At 69.8% G+C, this 26,371-nt stretch carries 26 protein-coding genes; 19 read left to right on the forward strand and 7 right to left on the reverse strand.

What is annotated here, in order from left to right:
• Positions 1–64: 64 nt before the first annotated feature.
• Positions 65–487, reverse strand: coding sequence for a nitroreductase family deazaflavin-dependent oxidoreductase (locus BRW65_RS18635; protein ID WP_073877156.1), 423 nt, complete (start codon positions 485–487; stop codon positions 65–67).
• A 107-nt stretch (positions 488–594) separates the two neighbouring features.
• On the opposite strand from BRW65_RS18635, the gene hisD reads away from it, so the two are divergent.
• The 8 genes from hisD to hisI are packed head-to-tail and all read left to right on the forward strand — an operon-like array spanning position 595 to position 6,994.
• The gene (gene hisD, locus BRW65_RS18640; RefSeq protein ID WP_139273176.1) at positions 595–1,923 is read left to right on the forward strand and encodes a histidinol dehydrogenase; all 1,329 of its coding nucleotides are present in this window, start codon (positions 595–597) and stop codon (positions 1,921–1,923) included.
• Complete coding sequence (locus BRW65_RS18645) at positions 1,920–3,056, forward strand: histidinol-phosphate transaminase (RefSeq protein ID WP_073877160.1); 1,137 nt, start codon at positions 1,920–1,922, stop codon at positions 3,054–3,056. The genes hisD and BRW65_RS18645 overlap by 4 nt, the downstream gene beginning before the upstream one ends.
• Positions 3,053–3,685: an imidazoleglycerol-phosphate dehydratase HisB gene (hisB, locus tag BRW65_RS18650; RefSeq protein WP_073877162.1), complete on the forward strand. Its 633-nt coding sequence runs from the start codon at positions 3,053–3,055 to the stop codon at positions 3,683–3,685. Before BRW65_RS18645 ends, hisB begins: the two co-directional genes overlap by 4 nt.
• A complete protein-coding gene (gene hisH / locus BRW65_RS18655) occupies positions 3,682–4,302 on the forward strand; it encodes an imidazole glycerol phosphate synthase subunit HisH (protein WP_073877164.1) in 621 nt (206 codons plus the stop codon). Before hisB ends, hisH begins: the two co-directional genes overlap by 4 nt.
• A 20-nt stretch (positions 4,303–4,322) precedes the next feature.
• Positions 4,323–5,054: a bifunctional 1-(5-phosphoribosyl)-5-((5-phosphoribosylamino)methylideneamino)imidazole-4-carboxamide isomerase/phosphoribosylanthranilate isomerase PriA gene (gene priA / locus BRW65_RS18660; protein ID WP_073877259.1), complete on the forward strand. Its 732-nt coding sequence runs from the start codon at positions 4,323–4,325 to the stop codon at positions 5,052–5,054.
• A gap of 5 nt (positions 5,055–5,059) precedes the next feature.
• Positions 5,060–5,863: an inositol monophosphatase family protein gene (locus tag BRW65_RS18665; RefSeq protein ID WP_073877166.1), complete on the forward strand. Its 804-nt coding sequence runs from the start codon at positions 5,060–5,062 to the stop codon at positions 5,861–5,863.
• A gap of 1 nt (position 5,864) precedes the next feature.
• Positions 5,865–6,650 (forward strand): imidazole glycerol phosphate synthase subunit HisF, encoded by a 786-nt coding sequence (gene hisF, locus BRW65_RS18670; protein WP_073877168.1) that lies wholly within the window; start codon positions 5,865–5,867, stop codon positions 6,648–6,650.
• Positions 6,647–6,994 (forward strand): phosphoribosyl-AMP cyclohydrolase, encoded by a 348-nt coding sequence (gene hisI / locus BRW65_RS18675; protein WP_073877170.1) that lies wholly within the window; start codon positions 6,647–6,649, stop codon positions 6,992–6,994. Before hisF ends, hisI begins: the two co-directional genes overlap by 4 nt.
• A gap of 31 nt (positions 6,995–7,025) precedes the next feature.
• Here the strand turns inward: hisI and BRW65_RS18680 are convergent, their stop codons facing one another.
• Positions 7,026–7,367 (reverse strand): WhiB family transcriptional regulator, encoded by a 342-nt coding sequence (locus tag BRW65_RS18680; protein ID WP_073877261.1) that lies wholly within the window; start codon positions 7,365–7,367, stop codon positions 7,026–7,028.
• A 276-nt stretch (positions 7,368–7,643) separates the two neighbouring features.
• Here BRW65_RS18680 and BRW65_RS18685 point away from each other — a divergent pair, with 276 nt between their 5' ends.
• Positions 7,644–8,738 (forward strand): calcium:proton antiporter, encoded by a 1,095-nt coding sequence (locus BRW65_RS18685; protein ID WP_073877172.1) that lies wholly within the window; start codon positions 7,644–7,646, stop codon positions 8,736–8,738.
• On the opposite strand, the gene BRW65_RS18690 is transcribed toward BRW65_RS18685, so the two are convergent.
• A complete protein-coding gene (locus BRW65_RS18690; protein WP_073877174.1) occupies positions 8,728–9,198 on the reverse strand; it encodes a peroxiredoxin in 471 nt (156 codons plus the stop codon). The two genes, BRW65_RS18685 and BRW65_RS18690, sit on opposite strands and share 11 nt — an antisense overlap.
• Before the next feature lie 94 nt (positions 9,199–9,292).
• Between BRW65_RS18690 and BRW65_RS18695 the strand changes: the two genes are divergently transcribed.
• The 10 genes from BRW65_RS18695 (at position 9,293) to BRW65_RS18740 (ending at position 20,463) form a co-directional block, all read left to right on the forward strand.
• Positions 9,293–10,831 (forward strand): anthranilate synthase component I, encoded by a 1,539-nt coding sequence (locus tag BRW65_RS18695; RefSeq protein ID WP_073877177.1) that lies wholly within the window; start codon positions 9,293–9,295, stop codon positions 10,829–10,831.
• On the forward strand, positions 10,812–11,504 hold the full coding sequence (locus BRW65_RS18700; RefSeq protein WP_432206436.1) for a TIGR02234 family membrane protein: 693 nt from the start codon (positions 10,812–10,814) through the stop codon (positions 11,502–11,504). The genes BRW65_RS18695 and BRW65_RS18700 overlap by 20 nt, the downstream gene beginning before the upstream one ends.
• 113 nt (positions 11,505–11,617) lie before the next feature.
• Complete coding sequence (gene trpC, locus BRW65_RS18705; protein ID WP_073877179.1) at positions 11,618–12,436, forward strand: indole-3-glycerol phosphate synthase TrpC; 819 nt, start codon at positions 11,618–11,620, stop codon at positions 12,434–12,436.
• A gap of 74 nt (positions 12,437–12,510) precedes the next feature.
• Entirely contained in the window at positions 12,511–13,773 is a 1,263-nt protein-coding gene (gene trpB / locus BRW65_RS18710; RefSeq protein ID WP_073877181.1) for a tryptophan synthase subunit beta, read from the forward strand.
• Positions 13,770–14,582 (forward strand): tryptophan synthase subunit alpha, encoded by an 813-nt coding sequence (trpA, locus tag BRW65_RS18715; RefSeq protein WP_073877183.1) that lies wholly within the window; start codon positions 13,770–13,772, stop codon positions 14,580–14,582. The genes trpB and trpA overlap by 4 nt, the downstream gene beginning before the upstream one ends.
• Positions 14,582–15,952: a prolipoprotein diacylglyceryl transferase gene (locus tag BRW65_RS18720; RefSeq protein WP_073877185.1), complete on the forward strand. Its 1,371-nt coding sequence runs from the start codon at positions 14,582–14,584 to the stop codon at positions 15,950–15,952. Before trpA ends, BRW65_RS18720 begins: the two co-directional genes overlap by 1 nt.
• Positions 15,953–16,011: 59 nt before the next feature.
• The gene (locus BRW65_RS18725; protein WP_073877187.1) at positions 16,012–16,413 is read left to right on the forward strand and encodes a DUF2752 domain-containing protein; all 402 of its coding nucleotides are present in this window, start codon (positions 16,012–16,014) and stop codon (positions 16,411–16,413) included.
• Between the two features lie 66 nt (positions 16,414–16,479).
• Positions 16,480–17,898, forward strand: coding sequence for a pyruvate kinase (gene pyk / locus BRW65_RS18730; protein WP_073877189.1), 1,419 nt, complete (start codon positions 16,480–16,482; stop codon positions 17,896–17,898).
• Positions 17,899–18,046: 148 nt separating this feature from the next.
• Entirely contained in the window at positions 18,047–18,922 is an 876-nt protein-coding gene (locus BRW65_RS18735; RefSeq protein ID WP_073877192.1) for an acyl-CoA thioesterase II, read from the forward strand.
• Positions 18,923–19,065: 143 nt separating this feature from the next.
• On the forward strand, positions 19,066–20,463 hold the full coding sequence (locus BRW65_RS18740; RefSeq protein ID WP_073877267.1) for a bifunctional lysylphosphatidylglycerol flippase/synthetase MprF: 1,398 nt from the start codon (positions 19,066–19,068) through the stop codon (positions 20,461–20,463).
• Here the strand turns inward: BRW65_RS18740 and cydC are convergent.
• The 4 genes from cydC to BRW65_RS18760 form a co-directional block, all read right to left on the reverse strand.
• Positions 20,438–22,105 (reverse strand): thiol reductant ABC exporter subunit CydC, encoded by a 1,668-nt coding sequence (cydC, locus tag BRW65_RS18745; RefSeq protein ID WP_073877194.1) that lies wholly within the window; start codon positions 22,103–22,105, stop codon positions 20,438–20,440. The genes BRW65_RS18740 and cydC overlap by 26 nt on opposite strands.
• Complete coding sequence (gene cydD, locus BRW65_RS18750) at positions 22,092–23,705, reverse strand: thiol reductant ABC exporter subunit CydD (protein WP_073877265.1); 1,614 nt, start codon at positions 23,703–23,705, stop codon at positions 22,092–22,094. The genes cydC and cydD overlap by 14 nt, the downstream gene beginning before the upstream one ends.
• A gap of 74 nt (positions 23,706–23,779) precedes the next feature.
• On the reverse strand, positions 23,780–24,820 hold the full coding sequence (gene cydB / locus BRW65_RS18755) for a cytochrome d ubiquinol oxidase subunit II (RefSeq protein WP_073877197.1): 1,041 nt from the start codon (positions 24,818–24,820) through the stop codon (positions 23,780–23,782).
• Between the two features lie 30 nt (positions 24,821–24,850).
• Positions 24,851–26,323 carry a cytochrome ubiquinol oxidase subunit I gene (locus BRW65_RS18760; RefSeq protein WP_073877199.1) on the reverse strand — a complete coding sequence of 491 codons (1,473 nt, stop codon included), beginning with the start codon at positions 26,321–26,323 and terminating at the stop codon, positions 24,851–24,853.
• Positions 26,324–26,371: the final 48 nt, after the last annotated feature.

Consider the following 26,371-nt stretch of genomic DNA (forward strand, 5'->3'; position numbering starts at 1 on the left):
ATGCCGTGAGCGCACACCAGGAGCTGTCAACGCACGAAAAATGCCGCGAGCGCGCGCCCCGGGCTCAGGCGATGTCGCCGACGAACACGCCGATCCGGCGCAGCTGCATGCGGGCCATCCGCGGCAGGCGTTCGGCCTCGGGACCCTCGGTGCCGGCCGGCAGGATGCGCGGGTTGGTGATGTGCACCACGCGGTTGCGGCTGAACTGCACGTCGGCCTCGCCGGCCGCCAGGACGTTCTTGACCCAGTTCGTCTTGCCGTGGCCGAGCGCGATCGCCAGGACGTTGCCCTTGCGGTACGGGGTGATGATCGTCTCGTACGGCGTGCCGGAGGTGCGGCCACGATGCTTGATGGTCGCGGTCCCGGGCAGGAAGCGCGCGATCGGCTTGACCGCGGGGTTGAAATACTTGATCTGGAAGCGCTCGAACCAGGGCGGGAACACCATCGGGACGCCTGGAGCGTTATTGGGGTGATCCTTCGCGGACATGACGGCTCCCTGAGTCGTGTGGGCCTAACTCAACGGCACTGTACCGGTCGGATAACTACTTGAGTTGCTCTGGGACAATGGAGGCGATGAGTACCGCTTCAGCACCTGTGATGGCCCGCATCGACCTGCGGGGCGTCGAGCTGACGGCTGCCCGGCTGCGGTCGGCGCTGCCACGCGGCGGCGCCGACGTGGAGAGCGTCCTACCCAAGGTGCGGCCGATCGTGCAGGACGTCGCCGAGCGCGGCGCCGAGGCGGCGCTCGAGTACGGGGCGTCGTTCGACGGCGTGCGCCCCGCGACCGTCCGGGTGCCCGACGGCGCGCTGGAGGCGGCGCTGGCCGGTTTGGACCCCGACGTCGTCGACGCCCTGCGGGTGATGATCGAACGCACCCGCGCCGTGCACGCCGACCAGCGTCGCGCCGACGTCACCACCACCCTCGGCCCGGGCGCCACGGTCACCGAGCGCTGGGTCCCCGTCGAGCGGGTGGGCCTCTACGTGCCCGGCGGCAACGCCGTCTACCCCTCCAGCGTCGTGATGAACGTGGTGCCGGCGCAGGCCGCCGGCGTCGAGTCGCTGGTGGTGGCCAGCCCGCCGCAGGCTCGCCGCCAGGGTTCGTTCGAAGGCCTGCCGCACCCGACGATCCTGGCCGCCGCCCGGCTGCTCGGGGTCGACGAGGTGTGGGCCGTCGGCGGTGCGCAGGCGGTGGCGTTGCTGGCCCACGGCGGCACCGACACGGACGGTGCGGAGCTCGTGCCGGTCGACATGATCACCGGGCCCGGCAACATCTACGTCACCGCCGCCAAGCGGCTGTGCCGCTCCCACGTGGGCATCGACGCCGAGGCCGGGCCCACCGAGATCGCCATCCTCGCCGACCACACCGCCGACCCGACCCACGTGGCCGCCGACCTGATCAGCCAGGCCGAGCACGACGAGATGGCGGGTAGCGTGCTGGTCACTCCCAGCGAGGACCTGGCCTCCGCCACCGCCACCGAGGTGGCCGCCCAGCTGCGCACGACGGTGCACCACGACCGCGTCGCCGCCGCGCTCGGAGGCCGCCAGTCGGCGATCATCCTGGTCGACGACCTCGACGCCGCGGTCCGGGTGGTCAACGCCTACGCCGCCGAACACCTGGAGATCCAGACCGTCGATGCCCCCGTGGTGGCCGCCCGAATCCGTTCGGCCGGAGCGATTTTCGTGGGCCCGTACTCGCCGGTGAGCCTCGGCGACTACTGCGCCGGATCCAATCACGTCTTGCCGACCGCGGGCTCGGCCCGGCATTCCAGCGGGCTGTCGGTGCAGACCTTCCTGCGCGGCATCCACGTCGTCGACTACACCGAGGCCGCGCTCAAGGACGTCTCGGGCCACGTGGTCACGCTGGCCAAGGCCGAAGACCTGCCGGCGCACGGCGAGGCGATCCGGCGGAGGTTCGAGCGATGACCGAACCGCGGGAGCCGACGCTCGACGACTTACCCCTGCGCGACGACCTGCGCGGCAAATCGCCCTATGGCGCACCGCAATTGGCCGTCCCGGTGCGGCTGAACACCAACGAGAACCCGCACCCACCCAGCCGGGCGCTGGTGGACGACGTCGTGCGGTCGGTGGCGGCCGCGGCCGCCGACCTGCACCGCTATCCCGACCGGGACGCGGTTGCCCTGCGCCGCGACCTGGCCGCCTACCTCACCGCGCAGACCGGTGTGCACGTCGGCGTGGAAAACGTTTGGGCCGCAAACGGATCCAACGAGATCCTGCAGCAGCTGCTGCAGGCGTTCGGCGGGCCCGGCCGCACCGCGATCGGGTTCGTCCCGTCCTACTCGATGCACCCGATCATCTCCGACGCCACGCGCACCGAGTGGCTGGAGGGCGTCCGTGCCGACGACTTCAGCCTCGACGTCGATGCGGCCGTCGCCGCGGTCACCGAACGCCGGCCCGACGTGGTGTTCATCGCGAGCCCGAACAACCCGTCCGGACAAAGCGTTTCGCTGCCGGGTCTGCGGCGGCTGCTCGACGCGGTTCCGGGCATCCTGATCGTGGACGAGGCCTACGGCGAGTTCTCCTCGGAACCCAGCGCCGTGGGGCTGGTGCGGGAATACCCGACCAAACTGATCGTCACGCGCACCATGAGCAAGGCGTTCGCCTTCGCCGGCGGGCGGCTCGGTTACCTGATCGCCACGCCCGCGGTGATCGACGCGATGCTGCTGGTGCGGCTGCCGTATCACCTGTCGTCGGTCACCCAGGCCGCGGCCCGGGCCGCGCTGCGCCACGCCGACGACACCCTGGGCAGCGTCGCCACGCTGATCGCCGAGCGCGAGCGCGTCACGAAAGCGTTGACGGGCATGGGTTTTCGGGTGATCCCCAGCGACGCGAATTTCGTGCTGTTCGGGCAGTTCGCCGACGCCCCGGCCACCTGGCAGCGCTACCTGGACGCCGGCGTCCTGATCCGCGACGTCGGGATTCCCGGTTACCTGCGCGCCACCACCGGGCTGGCCGAGGAGAACGATGCCTTCCTGCGGGCCAGTGCCCAGATCGCGGCCACCGAGCTGGCCCCAGCCACCCCTGTAGGAGCCCCGTGACCACCACCGAAGCAGGAAAAGCGACCCGGCGCGCGCGTATCGAGCGCCGCACCAAGGAATCCGACATCGTCATCGAACTCGATCTCGATGGCGCCGGCCGGGTTCACGTCGACACCGGTGTGCCGTTCTACGACCACATGCTGACGGCGCTGGGCAGCCACGCCAGCTTCGATCTGACCGTGCGCACCAAGGGCGACGTGGAGATCGAGGGGCACCACACCATCGAGGACACCGCGATCGCGCTCGGACAGGCGCTCGGGCAGGCCCTCGGCGACAAGCGGGGGATCCGCCGGTTCGGCGACGCCTTCATCCCGATGGACGAAACGCTGGCCCACGCCGTCGTCGACGTGTCCGGCCGTCCCTATTTCGTGCACACCGGCGAGCCGGATCACCTGCTGCACACCACCATCGCCGGCAGCTCGGTGCCGTACCACACCGTCATCAACCGGCACGTGTTCGAGTCGCTCGCCATGAACGCCCGCATCGCCCTGCACGTGCGCGTCCTGTACGGGCGCGACCCGCACCACATCACCGAAGCGCAATACAAGGCGGTGGCCCGCGCGTTGCGTCAGGCCGTCGAGCCCGACCCCCGGGTGTCCGACGTGCCGTCCACCAAAGGCGTTCTGTGACAAAACCATCCGTCGTCGTCCTGGATTACGGCTCGGGCAACCTACGGTCGGCCCAGCGTGCGCTGCAGCGGGCGGGCGCGTCGGTCGAGGTGACCGCCGACGCCGACGCCGCGGCGGCGGCCGACGGGCTGGTGGTGCCCGGCGTCGGGGCCTTCGAGGCCTGCATGACCGGCCTGCACAGAGTCAAGGGGGACCGCATCATCGCCGACCGGGTCGCCGCCGGGCGCCCGGTGCTCGGAGTCTGTGTGGGCATGCAGATCCTGTTCGCCAGCGGCGTCGAATTCGGCGTGCGGACAACGGGTTGCGGCCAGTGGCCCGGCGAGGTCACCCGGCTGGATGCCCCGGTGATCCCGCACATGGGCTGGAACGTGGTCGACGCCGGGGGAGGCACCACCCTGTTCAAGGGGCTGGACTCCGACACCCGCTTCTACTTCGTGCACTCCTACGCCGCGCAGCGCTGGGAGGGCTCGCCCGAGGCCGTCCTCACCTGGGCCACCCACGGGGTGCCCTTCCTGGCCGCCGTCGAGCAAGGACCGCTGTCCGCCACCCAGTTTCACCCCGAAAAGAGTGGGGATGCGGGTGCGGCCGTGCTGCGCAACTGGATCGAGGCTCTGTGAAGAACGGCTCGGGAGGGAATGTGTTGATCTTGTTGCCCGCGGTCGACGTGGTCGAGGGCCGCGCCGTGCGGCTGGTGCAGGGCAAGGCGGGCAGTGAAACCGAGTACGGCTCGGCGCTGGACGCGGCGCTGGGCTGGCAGCGCGACGGCGCGGAATGGATCCACCTCGTCGACCTGGACGCGGCGTTTGGGCGGGGCTCCAACCGCGAACTGCTCGCCGAGGTGGTCGGCAAGCTCGACGTGCAGGTGGAGCTGTCCGGCGGGATCCGCGACGACGATTCGCTGGCCGCGGCGCTGGACACCGGCTGCGCCCGGGTGAACCTGGGCACCGCGGCCCTGGAGAACCCACAGTGGTGCGCGCGCGCGATCGCCGAGCACGGCGAGAAGGTCGCGGTGGGGCTGGACGTCCAGATCCTCGACGGCCAGCATCGACTGCGCGGACGCGGCTGGGAAACCGACGGCGGTGACCTGTGGGAGGTGCTGGAACGCCTTGACGGCGAGGGCTGTTCGCGCTTCGTCGTGACCGACGTCACCAAGGACGGCACGCTGGGTGGACCCAACCTCGACCTGCTGGCCGCCGTCGCCGGCCGGACCGAGGCTCCGGTGATCGCCTCCGGCGGCGTGTCGAGCCTGGACGACCTGCGCGCGATCGCGACGCTCACCGACCGCGGGGTCGAGGGCGCGATCGTGGGCAAAGCCCTCTACGCCGGGCGGTTCACGCTGCCGCAGGCGCTGGCCGCGGTTGCGGGGTAGGGGCCGTGGCGGACCTGGACGCGTTGGTGGAAAAGGCTTCGGCGATCCTCGACGACGCCACCGAGCCGTTCCTGGCCGGGCACCGCGCCGATTCGGCGGTCCAGAAGAAGGGCAACGACTTCGCCACCGACGTCGACCTCGCGATCGAGCGGCAGGTGGTCGGCGCGCTGGAAGAGGCGACCGGGATCGGTGTGCACGGTGAGGAGTTCGGCGGCGCCGACGTCGACTCGGAGTGGGTGTGGGTGCTGGACCCCGTCGACGGCACGTTCAACTACGCGGCGGGGTCGCCGATGGCGGGCATCCTGCTCGGCCTGCTGCATCACGGCGACCCGGTTGCGGGCCTGACTTGGCTGCCGTTCGTCGACCAGCGCTACACCGCGGTCGTGGACGGACCGCTGATGAAAAACGGTGTGGCGCAACCGCCGCTGGCCGACATCGACCTGGCCGACGCCCTGATCGGCGCGGGCTCCTTCAGCGCCGACGCGAGGGGCCGGTTCCCCGGGCGCTACCGCATCGCCGTGCTGGAGAACTTGAGCCGGGTCTCGTCGCGGTTGCGCATGCACGGCTCCACCGGACTCGACCTCGCCTACGTCGCCGACGGGGTCCTCGGCGGCTCGATCAGTTTCGGTGGCCACGTGTGGGACCACGCCGCCGGCGTGGCGCTGGTGCGGGCGGCGGGCGGGGTCGTCACCGATGTCCACGGCGAATCGTGGTCGCCTGCCTCGGACTCCGCCCTGGCCGCCGGGCCCCGCGCGCATGCCGAGATTCTCGAGATTTTGCGCAGCACCGGCCGACCGGAGGACTACTGAGATGTCGTCCGGTAACGGGCTTGCGGTGCGGGTGATTCCGTGCCTGGACGTCGACGCCGGGCGGGTGGTCAAGGGTGTCAACTTCGAAAACCTGCGCGACGCGGGCGATCCCGTCGAGCTCGCCGCCGCCTACGACGCCGAAGGCGCCGACGAGCTCACCTTTCTCGACGTCACCGCCTCCTCGTCGGGGCGGGCCACCATGCTCGACGTGGTGCGCCGCACGGCCGAGCAGGTCTTCATCCCGCTGACCGTCGGCGGCGGCGTGCGTACGGTTGCCGACGTCGACGTCCTGCTGCGCGCCGGCGCCGACAAGGTTTCGATCAACACCGCCGCCATCGCCCGCCCCGACCTGTTGGAGGAAATGGCAAGGCAATTCGGCTCGCAATGCATCGTGCTGTCGGTCGACGCCCGCACGGTGCCCCCGGACTCGGTGCCGACGGCGTCCGGTTGGGAGGTCACCACGCACGGCGGACGCCGCGGGACGGGGATCGACGCCGTCGAGTGGGCTTCGCGCGGCGCCGATCTGGGCGTCGGGGAGATCCTGTTGAACTCGATGGACGCCGACGGCACCAAGGCCGGGTTCGACTTGCCGATGCTGCAGGCGGTGCGCTCGGCGGTCACGGTCCCGGTGATCGCCAGCGGGGGCGCCGGCGCGGCCGAGCACTTCGCGCCCGCGGTCGCCGCCGGCGCCGACGCGGTGTTGGCGGCCAGCGTCTTTCACTTCCGGGAGCTGACCATCGGCCAGGTGAAGGCCGCGATGGCTGCGGAGGGGATCACGGTGCGATGACGCTCGACCCGCAGATCGCCGCGCGGCTCAAGCGCAACGCCGAAGGCCTGTTCACCGCCGTCGTGCAGGAGCGCGGCACCGGCGACGTCCTGATGGTCGCCTGGATGGACGACGCGGCGCTGGCCCGAACCCTGGAAACCCGTGAGGCGACCTATTTTTCGCGGTCGCGCGCCGAGCAGTGGGTCAAGGGCGCGACGTCCGGCAATACCCAATACGTGCACTCGGTGCGGCTGGACTGCGACGGGGACACCGTGCTGCTGACGGTCGACCAGGTGGGCGGCGCCTGCCACACCGGGGATCACAGCTGCTTCGACGCCGACGTGTTGCTGCAACCGGGGACCTAGGTTGTGGCGCGCGGGCGGCCGCCTCGCCGGATTAATTCGCGGCGCGCTGCTGCCGCCGGGTGGCGGCCAAGAAATCGGCCCAAGACACCACCTCGGAGTGGTGCCTGAGCAGCGCGCGTCGCTGGCGTTCCGTCATCCCGCCCCAGACGCCCCACTCGACTCGGTTGTCGAGCGCTTCGGCGCCACACTCGAGGATCACCGGGCAGTGCCGGCAGATCGCCGCGGCCTTCCTCTGGGCGGCGCCGCGGACGAACAACCCGTCCGGGTCGCCGGTGCGACACAGTGCCCTGGAAACCCAGGCGTCGCGATCTTCCGACTTCACAATCCGGAGATGGTTGTGAATCGGGCTATTGGTGTCGCCGTCTGCGGTGATCCGAGTAGCTAGCACCGCGTCCCCCTTCGCTCCGGCCGCGCTGAGAGTTCAGCGTTCGGATATGGCTGTGTTGACTCCCTCTGGCCGAGCCCGAACAACCCGAGGCGAATGTTGCGACCGTAGAAAACGCCGTCGGTCGAACGTAGGGGCTTTTGTCGCAACCGTCGGAGGACTTTCGGCTCAAGAATGTTCCGGCGACGCCGTCGCACCGGCCGGCAGACCGGGGCCTAGCTCCGAACTCGCCCGGTCGGATGCCGTCGACCAGAATGGCGGGCGATGTTGAGACGGGTGTCGTGGACCGCGGTCGTGCCGCTGCTTGCCGTCGCGGTGCTGGCGTTGACCTGGGGCCACGAATTGAGCCCGGCGTTGGTCGTCGTGGCGGCGGTGTTTCTGATCGGCGCCGTGCTGGCCGCGGTGCAGCACGCGGAAGTGGTCGCGGCCCGGGTCGGTGAGCCCTTCGGGTCGCTGGTGCTCGCCGCCGCCGTGACCGTGATCGAGGTGGCCCTCATCGTCGAGCTGATGTCGTCCGGGGGCAACGAGGCCGCGACGCTGGCCCGGGATACCGTGTTCGCCGCGGTGATGATCACCACGAACGGCATCGCGGGCCTGTCGCTGCTGCTCGGTTCGCGGCGCTACGGCGTCACGCTGTTCAACGCCGAGGGCAGCGGCGCCGCGCTGGCCACCCTCACCACGCTCGCCACGCTGAGCCTGGTGCTGCCGGCGTTCACCACCAGCGGCTCGGGCAAGGAGTTCTCGCCGGGGCAGCTGATCTTCGCGGCCATCGTCTCGCTGCTGCTCTACCTGGTCTTCGTGTTCACGCAGACGGTACGGCACCGCGACTTCTTCCTGCCGGTCGCGCAGAAGGGGCAGCGGAAGCGGCTCTTCGAGGACGAAAGCCACGCCGATCCGCCGAGCCGCGGCGAGGCGCTGGGCAGTCTGGGGCTGCTGTTTGTCGCCCTGGCCGCGGTGGTGGGGCTCGCCGAGGAGGAATCGCCGGCCGTCGAGCACGCGGTGACGGCGGTCGGCTTCCCGCAGTCCTTCGTCGGCGTGGTGATCGCCGCGCTGGTGCTGTTGCCGGAGACCCTGGCTGCGGTGCGCACGGCGCGCCAGGGCCGCATCCAGACCAGCCTGAACCTGGCCTACGGCTCGGCGATGGCCAGCATCGGGCTCACCATCCCGGCGATCGCGCTGGCGTCGATCTGGCTCAAGGGGCCGCTGGTGCTCGGCCTGGGCGCGATCCAGTTGGTACTGCTGGCGCTGACCGTCGTCATCAGCACGCTCACCGTCGTGCCCGGCCGGGCCACCCGGCTGCAGGGCGAGGTGCACCTGGTGCTGCTGGCCGCCTATGTCTTCCTGGCGATCAGCCCGTAGCCGCTGACCGGCCGCGCAGGGTCTCCAACGCCTTGTCGGCGTGGGTGTCCATGCTGAACTCGCTGGAAATCACGTCGAGCACCCTGCGATCGGTGTCGATGACGAAGGTGGTGCGCTTGACCGGCAGCAACTTGCCGAGCAGGCCGCGCTTGACGCCGAATTGCGTGGCGACCGTGCCCTCGGTGTCCGACAGCAGCGGGTAGTCGAACTTCTGCATGTCGGCGAACTTCGCCTGCTTCTGCACCGGATCGGCGCTGATGCCGACCCGATTGGCGCCCACGGCGGCGAATTCGGAGGCCAGGTCCCGGAAGTGGCAGGCTTCCTTGGTGCAGCCGGGCGTCATCGCGGCGGGGTAGAAGAACAGCACCACCGGACCGCCGGAGAGCAACTCGCTGAGCCTGCGCGGCGCGCCGGACTGATCGGGAAGTTCGAAGTCCTCGACCGTGTCACCAGTTTTCATGCCGCGAGCGTAACGCCGCGGCGGGTTTCGACCCAGGGAAGCGCAGCCACGTCACGCTCGCGAGCCCCGTCGGCCCATCTGGGAGGATGGTTCGGTGCACGCCCACCTCGCCGCGACGACCTCACGAGAGGATTTCCGCCTGCTGGCGGCCGAGCACCGCGTGGTTCCGGTGACCCGCAAGGTGCTGGCCGACAGCGAGACGCCGCTGTCGGCCTACCGCAAACTGGCCGCCGATCGCCCCGGCACCTTCCTGCTGGAATCCGCCGAGCACGGCCGATCCTGGTCGCGCTGGTCCTTCATCGGTGCGGGCGCGCCGTCGGCGCTGACCGTCCGCGACGGCGAGGCGGTGTGGTTGGGCGCCGCGCCGCAGGACGCACCCACCGGCGGCGACCCGCTGAGCGCGCTGCGGGCCACGTGCGAGCTGCTGGCCACCGGCGCGCTGCCCGGGCTGCCGCCGCTGTCCGGCGGCATGGTCGGGTTGTTCGCCTACGACATGGTGCGGCGGCTGGAGCGCTTACCCGAGCTGGCCGTCGACGACCTGCACCTCCCGGACATGCTGCTGTTGCTGGCCACCGACGTCGCCGCGGTCGACCACCACGAGGGCACCATCACGCTGATCGCCAACGCCGTGAACTGGAACGGCACCGACGAGCGCGTCGACGAGGCCTACGACGACGCGGTCGCCCGTCTGGACGTGATGACCGCGGCGCTGGGGCAGCCGCTGCCGTCCACGGTCGCCACGTTCGACAGGCCCGAGCCGCGGTACCGCTCGCAGCGCAGCGTCGAGGAATACGGCAAGATCGTCGACTACCTCGTCGAGCAGATCGCCGCGGGCGAGGCCTTCCAGGTCGTCCCCTCCCAGCGCTTCGAGATGGACACCGACGTCGATCCCATCGACGTGTACCGGATGCTGCGGGTCACCAACCCGAGCCCCTACATGTACCTGCTGCACGTCCCGGACGGCACCGGCGGAACGGACTTTTCGGTGGTCGGCTCCAGCCCCGAGGCGTTGGTCACCGTGCACGACGGCTGGGCGACGACGCATCCGATCGCCGGAACCCGCTGGCGTGGGCAGACCGACGAAGAGGACCAGCTGCTGGAAAAGGAACTGCTGGCCGACGAGAAGGAGCGCGCCGAGCACCTGATGCTGGTTGACCTGGGTCGCAACGACCTTGGCCGGGTCTGCGCGCCGGGCACCGTGCGCGTCGAGGACTACAGCCACATCGAGCGCTACAGCCACGTCATGCACCTGGTGTCCACGGTGACCGGGATGCTCGCCGAGGGCCGGACCGCCCTGGACGCCGTGACGGCCTGCTTCCCGGCCGGCACGCTGTCGGGCGCCCCGAAGGTGCGGGCCATGGAGCTGATCGAAGAGGTCGAGAAGACGCGGCGCGGTCTGTACGGCGGTGTGGTCGGTTACCTCGACTTCGCCGGCAACGCCGATTTCGCGATCGCCATCCGCACCGCGTTGATGCGTGACGGGACGGCCTATGTCCAGGCCGGCGGCGGGGTGGTGGCCGACTCCAACGGTCCGTACGAGTACACCGAGGCCTCCAACAAGGCGCGCGCGGTGCTCAACGCGATCGCGGCCGCCGAGACGCTCACCGCTCCGGATGCCGACCACCATGACTGAGGCGCGGCCGAATCGGCGGGCGCGGCTCTCCGTTCGGGTGGCGCAGGCGTTGCTCGTGTTGTCGGCCGCGGCGTTGTGGGCGGCGTCCCGGCTGCCGTGGGTGGTGATCCGGTCGTTCGACGGGCTGAGCCCGCCCCGCGACGTGACGCTGTCCGGCGCGTCGTGGTCGACGGCGCTGCTGCCGTTGGCGGTGCTGATGCTGGCGACGGCCGTCGCGGCGATCGCGGTGCGCGGCTGGCCGCTGCGCGTGCTGGCGGGGCTGCTGGCGTTGGCCAGCCTGGCGGTCGGATACCTCGGGGTCAGCCTGTGGGCGCTGCCGGACGTCGCCGTACGGGGGGCCGATCTGGCGCACGTCGCCGTGATGTCGCTGGTCGGCAGCGAGCGGCGGTACGTCGGCGCGGGCATCGCGGTGGCCGCCGCCACATGCACCCTCGTCGCGGCCGTCCTGTTGCTGCGGTCGGCCGGCGGTTCTCGGTTGAGCGCGGAAAAGTATGCGACGCCCGCGGCGCGCCGCTCAAATGCGCTCCGCGACGACGCCGATGGCGCGATGCTGGAGAAGCCGGAGACGCCGGAAATGTCGGAGCGGATGATCTGGGATGCGCTTGACGAGGGCTGTGACCCAACGCGGGACGCGACCGATCGGCCGCGCGACTCGGACACCGAGGGTCGGTGACGGGCCGCGAGCCGAGGGCCGCTACCCTTCATTCACGTCGTCGCAATCGGCTCAGATGTGTCGAGTTGGCCGCGGGGTGACGATGGGTAACAGCGCGAAGGGAAGCAACAGGCATGAGTCCGGCTACCGTGCTTGACTCCATCCTCGAGGGAGTCCGGGCCGATGTTGCGGCGCGCGAAGCTCTCATCAGCCTTTCCGAAATCAAAGCCGCCGCCGCCGCCGCGCCGCCGCCGCGCGACGTGATGGCCGCCCTGCGCGAGCCCGGCATCGGTGTCATCGCCGAAGTCAAGCGCGCCAGTCCGTCGGCGGGTTCCTTGGCGACCATTGCCGACCCGGCGAAGCTGGCGCGGGCGTACGAGGACGGCGGGGCCCGGATCATCAGCGTCTTGACCGAGGAGCGGCGCTTTCACGGATCGCTCGACGACCTCGACGCGGTTCGCGCCGCGGTCTCGATCCCGGTATTGCGCAAGGACTTTGTCGTCCAGCCCTATCAGATCCACGAAGCCCGAGCGCACGGCGCCGACATGCTGCTGCTCATCGTTGCCGCGCTCGACCAGTCGGCCCTGGTGTCGATGTTGGACCGCACCGAATCGCTGGGCATGACGGCCCTTGTCGAAGTGCACACCGAGGCGGAGGCCGACCGGGCGCTGAAGGCCGGAGCCAACGTAATCGGTGTCAACGCGCGCGATCTCGCGACGCTGGAGGTCGACCGCGACTGCTTCGCGCGCATCGCCCCGGGGCTGCCGAGCAACGTGATCAGGATCGCCGAGTCCGGTGTCCGCGGCACCGGCGACCTGTTGGCCTACGCCGGCGCGGGCGCGGACGCCGTCTTGGTCGGCGAGGGTCTGGTCAAAAGCGGTGACCCGCGCGCCGCGGTCGCCGATCTGGTCACCGCGGGCACCCACCCGTCTTGTCCGAAGCCGTCTCGCTAGTCGTCAAGTCACTTGAAGAGTCCCGGCGCTGAAACGTTGAACCTGATGAGCCGTCCCCGCGTAGAGCCTTGGTGATGGTCAATCTGTCCCGCCCGGACCTTCCCCTTCCGAGTGCAGCCGTCGCCCAACCGACCAGCCACGAACCCGATGCTGGCGGCCATTTCGGCGTGTACGGCGGCCGCTATGTGGCCGAGGCGTTGATGGCGGTGATCGAGGAGGTCACCGCCGCCTACGAAAAGGAACGCATCAACCCCGATTTCCTGGACACGTTGGACGACTTGCAGGCCAACTACGCGGGCCGGCCGTCGCCGCTGTACGAAGCCATCCGGCTGTCCGAGCACGCCGGATCGGCGCGCATCTTCCTCAAACGAGAAGACCTGAACCACACCGGTTCTCACAAGATCAACAACGTTCTCGGTCAGGCGCTGCTGGCCAAGAGGATGGGCAAGAACCGGGTCATCGCCGAGACCGGGGCCGGCCAGCACGGCGTCGCCACGGCCACCGCGTGCGCCCTGCTCGGCCTGGACTGCGTCATCTACATGGGCGCCGTCGACACCGCGCGCCAGGCGCTCAACGTCGCACGGATGCGACTGCTGGGCGCCGAGGTGGTGTCGGTCGAGAGCGGCTCCAAGACGCTCAAAGACGCCATCAACGAGGCGTTCCGCGACTGGGTGACCAACGCCGAGCGCACCTACTACTGCTTCGGCACCGCGGCCGGGCCGCATCCGTTTCCGGCGATGGTGCGCGATTTCCAGCGGATCATCGGGTTGGAGGCCCGCATTCAGATTCAGGCCCAGGCGGGCCGGTTGCCCGACGCGGTCGTGGCCTGTGTCGGCGGCGGGTCCAACGCCATCGGCATCTTTCACCCGTTCATCGACGATCCGGGGGTACGCCTGGTCGGCTTCGAGGCGGCCGGCGACGGCGTCGAGACGGGAAGGCACGCCGCGACTTTCGCCGGCGGATCGCCGGGAGCCTTCCAGGGGTCGTTCTCGTACCTGCTGCAGGACGAGGACGGCCAGACCATCGAATCCCATTCGATCTCAGCGGGTCTGGATTATCCCGGGGTGGGCCCCGAGCACGCGTATCTGAAGGAGATCGGGCGCGCGGAATATCGGCCGATCACCGACACGGAGGCGATGGACGCGTTCGCGCTGCTGTGCCGCACCGAGGGCATCATCCCGGCCATCGAATCGGCCCACGCGGTCGCGGGTGCGGTCAAGCTGGGCCCCGAGTTGGGCCGGGGCGCGATCATCGTGGTGAACCTGTCGGGCCGCGGCGACAAGGATGTCGAGACGGCCGCGAAATGGTTCGGCCTGATGGGGCCCAGCGGGCGATGAGCGTGCAACAGAGGCAAGCCAGCAGGCTGGGGCCCGTCTTCGACTTGTGCCGCAAGGAGAATCGCGCGGCCTTGATCGGCTACCTGCCCACCGGCTACCCCGACGTGCGGGGTTCGGTGGACGGAATGCTCACCCTGGTCGAATCCGGTTGCGACATCATCGAAGTCGGTGTGCCCTACTCGGACCCGGGCATGGACGGGCCGACCATCGCCCGGGCCACCGAGGCCGCGCTGCAAGGGGGGGTGCGGGTTCGGGACACCCTTGCCGCGGTCGAGGCGATCAGTGCGGCCGGCGGCCGCGCGGTGGTGATGACCTATTGGAATCCCGTGTTGCGCTACGGGGTCGACGCCTTCGCGCGGGATCTCGCGGGGGCCGGCGGGCACGGCTTGATCACTCCAGACCTGATCCCCGACGAGGCCGGGCAGTGGTTGGCGGCAGCTGAGGAGCATCGGTTGGATCGCATTTTTCTCGTCGCGCCCTCGTCGACGCCGGAACGGTTGGCCATGACCGTCGCGGCGTCAAGAGGATTCGTCTACGCCGCTTCCACGATGGGGGTCACCGGCGCGCGTGACGCGGTGTCGCAGGCCGCGCCCGAGCTGGTGGGGCGGGTGAAGGCGGTATCGGACATACCCGTCGGCGTCGGCCTCGGGGTGCGGTCGCGGGAGCAGGCCGCCCAGATCGGCAGCTACGCCGACGGCGTCATCGTCGGCTCGGCGCTGGTGTCGGCGCTCGGTGAGGGGGGGCTGCCTGCGTTGCGGGAACTGACCGAGGAACTGGCCGCCGGTGTTCGGCAGAAGGCGTCCGCCTGATGACGACGTTGCCGACGTACTTTCCCAGCCCGCCCCAGGGTGTCTGGCACCTTGGGCCGCTGCCCATTCGTGCCTACGCACTGTTCATCATCACCGGCATCGTGGTCGCGCTGTTGATCGGCGACCGCCGCTGGGAAGCCCGCGGCGGACAGCGCGGCGTCATCTACGACATCGCGTTGTGGGTCGTGCCGTTCGGGCTGGTGGGCGGGCGGCTCTATCACCTGGCCACCGACTGGCGGACCTATTGGGGGCCCGGCGGCGCCGGATTGGGCGCCGCGGTGCGTATTTGGGACGGCGGGCTGGGCATCTGGGGTGCGGTGGCCCTCGGTTGCGTGGGTGGGTGGATCGGGTGCCGGCGGCACGGCATTCCGCTGCCCGCATTCGCTGACGCGGTCGCCCCGGGACTCGTCCTGGCGCAGGCCATCGGCCGGCTGGGCAACTATTTCAACCAGGAGCTCTACGGCCGGGAAACCACCCTGCCGTGGGGCCTGGAGATCTTCTACCGCCGCGACCCCTCGGGGTACATCGACCCCCATTCGCTGGACGGCGTCTCGACGGGGCAGGTGGCGCTCGTCGTGCAGCCCACGTTCCTGTACGAATTGATCTGGAACGTCGTGGTTTTCGCCATATTGGTCTACGCGGACCGGCGATTCGTGTTGGGCCACGGGCGGCTGTTCGCGCTGTATGTCGCCAGCTATTGCATCGGGCGGTTCGGCGTCGAGCTGCTGCGCGACGACACCGCCACCCACATCGCGGGCATCCGGATCAATTCGTTCACATCGACTTTCGTGTTCATCGGGGCCGTGGTGTACATCATGGCGGCGCCGAAGGGGCGGGAGGCCCCCGAGAGCCTGCGCGGCAAGGAGGCCGGGGAACCCGCGGCAGCACAGCCGGCGGAAGAGCTCGCAACCGTCGCTGCCGGGGCATCGGCCGCGTCGGCCGCGGCTGGCACCGAATCCGCCGACGCGGCGGAAACGGGCAAGGCCGACGAAGCCGACGAGCCGGAGACCGCGGCGGCCGAAAAAGCCGAGGCCGAAGGGCCCGAGGCTGAGGCCGAAGAGCCCGAGGCCGAAGCGCCCGAGGCCGAAGCGCCCGACGCCGAAGCGCCCGAGGCCGAAGCGCCCGAGGCCGAAGCGCCCGACGCCGAAGAGCCCGAAGCCGACGAGCCCGAATCCGAAGAGCCCGAGGCTGAGGCCGATGCGCCCGAAGCCGACGAGCCCGAGGCTGAAGAAGAGCCCGAACCCGAAGAAGACGACGAGCCCGAGCCAGAGCCGGCACAGGATTCGGCCGAACCGGCCTCGGCCGCCGAGCCGTACCAGACACCACGCAGCCGCTGGAGGTTGCGAAGGAACCGGCCGTCGAACACCTAGCGGCCGGCGCAGTCTGGCATCCTGAGAACGTGACGCAGCCACATTCCGCCGGCCATGCGGTGGAACGACGTCACGGCCCGCGCCGTTACGTCGCCGCCGGCACCGCCGTGGTGCTGGGCGGCGCGCTCGGCTACGTCGCCCTGGTCGACCCGCACAACACGAATTCGTTGTATCCCCAATGCCCCTTCAAATGGCTGACGGGCTGGAACTGCCCGTTCTGCGGCGGCCTGCGCATGACCCACGACCTGCTGCACGGTCACCTGGCGGCCGCCGTCAACGACAATGTTTTCCTGCTGGTCGGCATCCCGATGCTGGCCGGATGGCTGCTGGTTCGCCGCGGCCGCGGCAAGCCCGCGCCGTCGACGGCGGCCTGGCTGACGATGGGGCTGGCCGTCATCGTGTGGACGGTGCTGCGTAACCTGCCCGGCTTCCCGCTGTTTCCGGCGATTCAGAGTGGTTAGCCGCTCACGGGGAGACAAGCCGTTTAGTCGGACCGTGAGGGGCCCACGCGACTATGCTGGGTCGCCGTGAGTAGACGCGGGAAGATCGTCTGCACCCTTGGCCCTGCGACGAATTCGGATGAGCTGATTCTGGCGCTGGTCGAGGCGGGAATGGACGTCGCCCGGTTGAACTTCAGTCACGGCGACTACTCCGACCACAAGGCGGCCTACGAGCGGGTGCGGGCCGCTTCCGACACCACCGGCCGCGCGGTCGGGGTGCTCGCCGACCTGCAGGGCCCGAAGATCCGGCTGGGCCGCTTCGCCACCGGGTCCACGTATTGGGCCGACGGGGAGACCGTCTGCATCACCGTCGCGGACTGCGAGGGAACCCACGACCGGGTGTCGACCACCTACAAGAGGCTGGCCGAGGATGCAGTCGTCGGTGACCGGGTGCTGGTCGACGACGGCAACGTCGGTCTGGTGGTCGATGCCATCGACGGCGACGACGTCGTCTGCACCGTCGTCGAGGGCGGTCCGGTCAGCAACAACAAGGGCATGTCGCTGCCCGGCATGAACGTGTCCGCCCCCGCCCTGTCGGACAAGGACATCGAGGACCTCACGTTCGCGCTCGACCTCGGGGTCGACCTGGTCGCGCTGTCGTTCGTGCGTTCGCCGTCGGACGTCGAGCTGGTCCACGAGGTGATGGACCGCGTCGGTCGGCGGGTGCCGGTGATCGCCAAGCTGGAGAAGCCGGAGGCCGTCGACAACCTGGAGGCGATCGTGCTGGCGTTCGACGCCATCATGGTGGCCCGCGGCGACCTGGGCGTCGAGCTTCCGCTCGAAGAGGTCCCGCTGGTGCAGAAGCGGGCCATCCAGATGGCCCGGGAGAACGCCAAACCCGTCATCGTGGCGACCCAGATGCTCGAGTCGATGATCGAGAATTCGCGGCCGACGCGCGCCGAGGCCTCCGATGTCGCCAACGCCGTCTTGGACGGCGCCGACGCGGTGATGTTGTCCGGCGAGACGTCGGTGGGGAAGTATCCGCTGGCGGCCGTCCGGACCATGGCGCGCATCATCTGCGCGGTCGAGGACAACTCCACGGCCGCGCCGCCGCTGACGCACGTGCCGCGGACCAAGCGCGGCGTGATCTCGTACGCCGCGCGCGACATCGGCGAGCGCTTGGACGCCAAGGCGTTGGTCGCGTTCACCCAGTCCGGCGACACGGTCAAGCGCCTTGCGCGGCTGCACACCCCGCTGCCGCTGCTGGCCTTCACCGCCTGGCCCGAGGTGCGCAGCCAACTCGCCATGACCTGGGGCACCGAGACGTTCATCGTCCCGATGATGACGTCCACCGATGGCATGATCCGCCAGGTCGACAAGTCGCTGCTGGAACTCGGTCGCTACAAGCGTGGAGACCTGGTGGTGATCGTGGCCGGCGCGCCACCTGGCACAGTAGGGTCGACCAACCTCATCCATGTGCACCGCATCGGGGAGGACGACGTCTAGCCCGACGACGATGCGGTCCGCGTAGCGGACCGAGGAGGAGTCGGGTAATGAAGCTAGCCCGACGACGATGCGGTCCGCGTAGCGGACCGAGGAGGAGTCGGGCAATGAAGCCAGCCCGTCCGGGCGACCGAGCCAAGGAGAGGCCGCGATCGGCACCGATTCCGATTTCAAGGAACTGCTAGCGACCCTCGACCTCACCCGGGTCGCCGACGACCGATTCGTCGGGTCTCATCCCACCAAGAACCCGATGCGGACGTTCGGGGGCCAGCTGATGTCGCAGTCGTTCGTCGCGAGCAGCCGCACCCTCATCCGGGACGACCTGCCGCCGAGCGCGCTGTCCGTGCACTTCGTCAACGGAGGTGACACCGCCAAGGACATCGAGTTCCACGTCACCCGGCTGCGCGACGAGCGGCGCTTCGCCAATCGGCGCGTCGACGCGGTGCAGGACGGCATGCTGCTGTCCACGGCGATGATCTCGTACATGTCCGGTGGCCCCGGCCTGGAACACGGGGTCGAGCCGCCGCAGGTCGGCGAGCCCGAAACCCAGCCGCCGATCGGGGAGCTGCTGCGCGGCTACGAGGAAACCGTTCCGCACTTCGTCAACGCCCTGCAGCCGATCGAGTGGCGCTACACCAACGACCCGGCATGGGTGATGCGCGAGAAGGGCGAGCGGCTGCCTCACAACCGGGTTTGGATGAAGGCTGGTGGCAAGCTGCCGGACGACCCGGTCCTGCACACCGCGACCATGATCTACTCCTCGGACACCACGGTGCTGGACTCGGTCATCACCACACACGGGCTGTCCTGGGGGTTCGACCGCATCTTCGCCGCCTCCGCCAACCATTCGGTGTGGTTTCACCGGCAGGTCGATTTCGACGACTGGGTGCTGTATTCGACGTCGTCGCCGGTTGCCGTGGACTCGCGCGGGCTCGGCACCGGCCACTTCTTCGACCGCTCCGGGAAGCTCCTCGCGACGGTGGTGCAAGAAGGGGTGCTGAAATACTTTCCGCCCGCCCGCCGATAGACAGGGCGGAATACCCGCAGGACAGCGCCGCGAATTCGGCCCGACAGGGCCGGAACCGGGCGTAAGTTCATAGCAGCCGGGTATTCGGTGCAGAGGCGGCACACAGCCGCCCAGCTGAAATTTCAGCGCATCGGGAGGTGAGTGTGAGCGGGCCTTTGGTCGACGTCTCAGCGAAGTCCCGCGCGCGGGAGCGCGTGGTCGTCTCGGTCGATTCGCGGGCAGCCCGGTTGATCGGCGCCCTGGCGCTGTTGAGCGCCACCTGCTGGTTGGCCGAAATCCTCGTTCGCCATCATCACCACCCGGCGTGGCACTACACCGATCGGCTGGCGTGGTCGCTGACCGTCCTGATCGCGGTCGCGTGGATCGCGCGGGGCATCTTCCTGGGGCGCCCCGTGACGGCCATGCACGCCGCCGCGGCCGCCGGGTGCGTGCTCGCGGGCCTGGGCCTGCACGTGCTGTCTTTCGATCTGGTCGGCGACCTCGTGATCGCCGGTTCCGGCCTGGTCCTGATGTGGCCGACGCCGTCGCACCCGCGCCCCGAGGACCTGCCCCGGATCTGGACATTGATCCAGGCCACCAAGGACGACCCGCTGGCGCCGTTCGCGATGCAGACCGGCAAGAGCTACCACTTCACCGCCGACGGCAGCGCGGCGCTGGCGTACCGGACGCGCCTGGGCATCGCGGTGGTCGGCGGCGACCCGATCGGCGACGAGACCCGGTTCCCCGAGCTGGTCGCCGACTTCGCCGCCATGTGCCACGCCCACGGGTGGCGAATCGCGGTGGTGGGGTGCAGCGAGCGGCGGCTGGAATTGTGGAACGACGCCGCGCTGCTCGGACAGTCGTTGCGCGCCGTGCCGATCGGGCGCGACGTCGTCGTCGACGTCACGGGTTTCGACATGGCGGGCCGCAAGTTCCGCAACCTGCGCCAGGCGGTGAAGCGCTCGCACAACTGCGGCATCACCACCGAGATCGTCGCGGAGCAGGAGCTCACCCGTGAGCAACTGGCCGAGCTGACCGAGGTGGTGCGGGCCTCGAGCAAAGCGGCCCACACCGAACGCGGATTTCACATGAACCTCGACGGTGTCCTGGAGGGCCGGTTCCCCGGCATCCAGCTGATCCTCGCCAGGGACGCCTCGGGCAAGGTGCAGGGCTTCCACCGGTACGCGACGGCCGGCGGCGGCAGCGACATCACCCTCGACGTGCCGTGGCGCCGCCGCGGGGCCCCCAACGGCATCGACGAGCGGCTCAGCATCGACATGATCATGGCCGGCAAAGAGAATGGCGCGCAGCGGCTTTCGCTCGCCTTCGCGGCGTTCCCGGAGATCTTCGACGAGAAGAACCGCAGCCGCGCCCAGCGCGTCTTCTATCGGCTGATCCACGTCCTCGACCCGTTGATCGCGCTGGAGTCGCTCTACCGGTACGTGCGCAAGTTCCACTCGCTCGACGCCCGGCGCTACGCGCTGGTCTCGATGACGCAGATCGTCACGCTGTTGATCGTGTTGCTGTCGCTGGAGTTCATGCCGCGCCGGCGACACCTCTGAGCCGGTCGACGTCCAGTTCGGGGCAGCCAATGCCGTTGGGCAGGTGATGGGTGGCCACCACGACGGTCCGGTCGGCGGAAATCAGCCGAGGGCTCGGCCCCAGCAGGTCGCGCAGGATCGGTTCGGCGTCGGCCGCGTCCAGGTGTTCGGTGGGCTCGTCGAGCAACACGATCCGCGCGGGTGAGAGCACGGCGCGCGCCAGCAGCAGCCGCCTGCGCTGACCGCCCGAAAGCGCTTGCGGCCCACCGGTCAGCACCGTCGACAGGCCGTCGGGCAGACCGGCGAGCCAGGCGCCCAGCCCGACCGCTTCCAGCGCGCCCGCCAGTTCGTCGTCCCGGGCGTCGCCGCGGGCGACCAGCAAGTTGTCCCGCACGGTGGTGGCGAAGACGTGCGCGTCCTCGGCGAAAAAGCCGACGGCGCGCCGCAATTCCCCCTCGTCGAATTCGACAAGGTCGACGCCATCCAGCGTCACCCGTCCCTGCAGCGGGGGGAGCAGCCCCGCGAGCGTCATCAACAGGGTCGTCTTGCCGGAGCCGCTGGGGCCGGTGATGGCCAGCCGGTCACCCGGCGGCAGGTCGAGGGTGAAGCGGTTCGACCCGGTGGCCTCGGTGTGGCCGGCGTGGATGTCGGCCGACAACACGGCGGCCGGCTTGGGCGGGGCCGCCGCGGGCGTTTCGGGTTCCGGGTGGTCGGTCGCCGTCAGGTCGAGCAGCCGGCGCGCGGCGATGCGCGACCGCGTCAGCTGGACCGCGGCGGCCGGTAACGGCGTCATCGCCTCGAAGGCGGACAGCGGCAACAACATCAAGACGGCCAGGGTGGTGGGGGCGATCGACTGAGCCAACCCGATGCCGGCCACCGCCGCGCCGAGCACGCTGACCCCTATCGCGGCGGTGGGCACGGCCTCGGCGATGGCGGCCGGTCTGGCGGCGGCATCGAGCGCGGCGCCCCAGGCCCGTTGCCGGCGTTGCGATTCGGCGATGACCCGGGGGAGCAGGCCGGCGACACGAAGCTCGGGCGCGTGTTCGAGGGCGATCATGGCCGACGTGTCTCGGCCGGAATGATGCTGCCGCGCAACGCTTTCCTGCCTGGCCGCGGCCCCGGCGGCAAACCTCGGGGCGACGACGCCGGCAAGCAACAGGCAGATCGCCAGGATCGCCGCCGCCGAAGGCGAGATGGCCGCGACCACGGCGGTCGCCGCCAGCCCCAGCGCCGCCGCGACCCCGATCGGCACCACGGCACGCACCAGCACGTTGGCCAGTTCGTCGACGTCGGAGCCCACGCGTGCCACCAGCTCACCGCTGTGCAGACGGACCGCGGCCGCCGCGGGCCCGCGGGCCAGCCGATCGTAGATGCGCGCCCGGGCGGTGCCGGCGGCCCGCAGCGCGGCGTCGTGGGTGACCAGTCGTTCGCAGTAGTGCAACACGGCCCGCGAGATGGCGAACGCGCGCACCGCGACGGCCGCGACCGACAGGTCCAGCACCGGCGGCATCTGCCAGGCCCGCGTGATCAGCCAGGCCGAGACACCGGCCAGCGCCAGCGCGCTGCCCAGCGACAGCACACCGAGCGCGATCGCCGCCGCGATGCGGGGGAGCCTCGGGAGCAACAGCGGTGCGGCCGCCCGCAGCGGATCAGACCGGGGCATAACGCGCTCCGCTGTCGGCGGTCACCTGCACCACCCGGTCACCGATGGCGAGCACCGGTTCGCGGTGCCCGACGACGACGACGGTCGCACCGGCGCGGGCGCGCTCGACGATGGCACGCAGCACGTGTTGCTCGGCGCGGGCGTCCAGGTGCGCGGTGGGCTCGTCGAGCAGCAGCACGGGCGCGGTCGACCCGAGCGCCCGGGCCAGGGCGAGCCGTTGCCGCTGCCCCAGCGACATTCCGACGCCGCCGCGGCCCAGCGCGGTATCCAGCCCGTCGGGCAGGTCGGCCAGCACCGCGTCGAAACCCGAGGCCGCGCAAGCCCGTTCGAGGTCGTCCAATTCGCCGAACAGTGTCAGGTTGTCCCGGACCGTGGCCGGGACGAGCGCCGGGCGCTGCGGCAGCCAGGACAGCTGCCGCCACCATCCGCCCGGCTCCAGGTCGGCGACGTCGATGCCGGCCACCGTCACGCGGCCCGACGTCGGTGCCGTGATCCCGGTGATCGCCTGCAGGGCGGTGCTTTTGCCGGCACCGTTACGTCCGGTCAGCACCGTCACCGAGCCGGGCTCGATGAGCGCGGTGAGGTCGCGCGGCGCATGACCGTCGCGGCCCGCGACGCTGAGCCCCTCGAGTCTTATCTGCGACCCGCGGGCGGTGACGGTCCGATCCTGGGTCTTCGGCGGCGTCGGCTCGCCGATGAGGGCGAAGGCCTTGTCGGCGGCGGTTCTGCCGTCCTGCGCGGCGTGGAATTCGACGCCGATCCGGCGCAGCGGCCAGTACACGTCGGGCGCCAGCAACAGCACCGTGAGGCCGGTCGCCAGCGTCATCTCGCCGAACACCAGGCGCAGTCCGATCCCCACGGCGATCAGCGCGACGCCCAGCGTCGCCAGCAATTCCAGCACCAGCGCCGACAGGAAGGCGATCCGCAGCGTGGCCATCGCCGAGCGGCGATGTGCGGCAGCGAGTTCGGCGATGCGCCGCTCGGGGCCGCGGGCGCGGCCCAGCGCCCGCAGCGTGGGGATGCCGGCGATGAGATCGAGCAGCCGCCCCTGCAGCGTCGTCATGGCGGCCAGGGCGGCCGCGGACCGGTCGGCGGTGGCCAGGCCGATCAGCACCATGAATACGGGTATCAGCGGCAGGGTGATCGCCACGATCGCCGCCGATTTCAAGTCGTAGAGCGCGACGACGGCGACGGTCGCCGGGGTCAGTATCCCGGCGAGCACCAGCGTGGGCAGATACCCGGTGAAGTAGGGACGCAGGCCGTCGAGGCCCCGGGTGACCACCACGGCGGCGGCCTCCCGTTGGGCGGCGAGTTCACCCGGCTGCCTGGCGGTCACCGCCGTCAGCACCTGACCGGACAGGTCGGCGATCACCGCGCTGGCGCCGCGTTGACCCAACCGGGCCTGCAGCCACTGCGCCAGCGTGCGAATGGTCCACAGCAGCAGGAGAATCGACAGCGGTCCCAGCCAGGGGTCCAGGCCGTGCACCGAGTGATCGCTGACGGCGCGGGCGACGACATCGGCCAGCACGATCGCCGAGCCGATCGCACACCCGGAGATCACCACGCCGCAGCAGACCGTCGCGGTCAGGTAGCGGCGCAGGGCGATCGATGCCCGCCACAGGCGCGGGTCCAGCGGGCCCCGTGCTTTCGAGCCGGGCGGCGAGTCCGTCGCGCTCAGGACACCCGCCTCGCCAGACCGGTCGACGGCGGGATCCGATCCGCCGAGATCCGTTGCCGGAAAACCCAATACGTCCATGCCTGGTACACCACCGTCAGCGGAGCCATGAACGCCGTCACCCACGTCATGACCTTGAGGGTGTAGGGCGTCGACGAGGCGTTGTAGATCGTCAGGCTCCACTGCGGGTTGAGCGTCGAGGGCACCAGGTTCGGGTATAACGAACCGAACAACAGGACCACCACCGACAGGACGACGATCGCCGTGCAGGCGAACGCCCAGCCGTCGGACAGGCGCCGCCATACCAACAGCACCGCCGCCAGCTGTGCCACCACCGCGACCCCGAGCACCAGCCAGGTCCAGTCCTTGCCGTGGGCCAGTTGAGTCCAAATCCCGAATCCCGCAACCAGTCCGGTCACCGGTAGCGACAGCCACACCGCCAGTCGGTGAGCGTCGTCGCGGATGGCGCCGGAGGTCTTCAGGGAGATGAACACCGCGCCGTAGAAGAGGAACAGTCCGGCCGTGGCCACGCCGCCCAGCAGGGTGTAGGCGTTCAGCACGTCGGTGATCGACAGGTGGACCTGGCCGTCGGCGTCCACCGGCAGACCGCGGACCAGGATGGCGAAGGCCACCCCCCACAGAATGGCGGGCAGCCAGGACCCCGCCGCGATGCCGAAATCGGCCCAGCCACGCCACCTCGTGTCGTCGATCTTGCCGCGCCATTCGATCGCCACGGCCCGCACGATCATGCCGAACAGGATGGCCAGCAGCGGCAGGTACAGCGTCGAGAACACCGTGGCGTACCACCCCGGGAAGGCGGCGAACATCGCGGCCCCGCCGACGATCAGCCAGACCTCGTTGCCGTCCCAGATCGGGCCGATGGTGTTGAGCGCCGTGCGTCGAATCGGTTCGGGCTCACCGATGCCGACGCGCGCGAGCGGTTCCATCAGCATGCCAACGCCGAAGTCGAAGCCCTCCAAGACGAAGAAGCCGACGAACAGCAATCCGATGATGCCGAACCACACTTGCTGCAGTCCCATCGGTCAGCTCCCTTCCTTCAGTGCGTGGGCCTAGTAGGCGAACGAAAGCGGCGCCACCTCGTCGTCGCCGGGCGCCGGCGGGGGAGCCGGTTCGGCGTCGTGTTCCCGCGGTCCTTCGGTGATGTAGCGCTTGAGCAGGAGGAACCAGATCACCGCAAGTAAGGCGTAGACCAGCGTGAAGGTCACCAGCGACGTGATGACCATGCCGGGCACATGGTTCGACACGGCCTCATGGACGGTGAACCGAACCTGTTGGTCGCCGGTCGGATTCGGGGCGACGATCCAGGGTTGCCGGCCCATTTCGGTGAACACCCACCCGGAGATGTTCGCCAGGAACGGCGTCGGGATGGTCAGTAGCGCCAGCCAGGAAAACCAGCGTTGGTTGGGCACCCGGCCGCCGCGGGTGAGCCACAGCGCCGCGAGTGCGAACAGAATGGGTACCGCCAGGAAACCGATCATCGCACGGAACGACCAGTACGTGACGAACAGGTTGGGCCGGTAGTCGTTCGGGCCGAAACGCTGCTCGAAGTCCTGCTGGATATTGCGGACCCCCTGCAACGTCACGCCGCTGGTCTTGCCCTCGGCGAGGAACGGCAGCACGTAGGGGACCTCGATCACCCGGGTGATGCTGTCGCAGTTGTTGTGCGTGCCGACGGTGAGGATCGAGAAGTCCGGGTCGGTTTCGGTGCCGCACAACGATTCCGCCGACGCCATCTTCATCGGTTGCTGGACGAACATCAGCTTGCCCTGGCGGTCGCCGGTGAAGAACAGGCCGACGGCGGCGAGCAGGACCACCCAGCAGCCCAGGACGACCGCGGGCCGAAACATGGTGCGTGCGTTCGATTCGCCGGCGGGGGTGGCGGTTTCCGGGCGGCGGGACCGGACCAGGAACCACGCGCCGACGGCGGCGACGAACGTCGCGGACGTGAGCAACGCGCCGGCCACTGTGTGGGTAAACGCCCACCGCGCAGTGTTATTGCCCAGCAGCGCGGTGATGCTGTCGAGCTCGGCCCGGTGTGTCGCCGGGTTGTAGTGCGCGCCGACCGGATGTTGCATGAACGAGTTCGCCACGATGATGAAGAACGCGGACACGTTGACGGCGATCGCGACGATCCAGATGCAGGCCAGGTGGATCAGCTTCGGCAGCCGTCCCCAGCCGAAGATCCACAACCCGATGAAGGTGGATTCGAAGAAGAACGCGAACAACCCCTCCATGGCCAGCGGCGCGCCGAAGATGTCGCCGACGAACCGCGAATACTCCGACCAGTTCATCCCGAATTGGAACTCCTGGACGATCCCGGTCGCCACGCCGATTGCGAAGTTGATCAGGAACAACTTGCCGAAGAACTTGGTGAGGCGGTACCACGCGACGTTGTCCGTGGCCACCCAAACCGTCTGCATCACGGCGAGCAGGACCGCCAGGCCGATCGTCAGCGGCACGAAGATGAAGTGGTAGACGGTGGTGATACCGAACTGCCACCGCGAGATATCGACGACATTCATCTGTCATCTCCCGAAACAGCGGAGCCGTGGGCACGGCTACTACCGAGT

Source organism: Mycobacterium paraffinicum (assembly GCF_001907675.1).
GTDB classification, from domain to species: domain Bacteria; phylum Actinomycetota; class Actinomycetes; order Mycobacteriales; family Mycobacteriaceae; genus Mycobacterium; species Mycobacterium paraffinicum_A.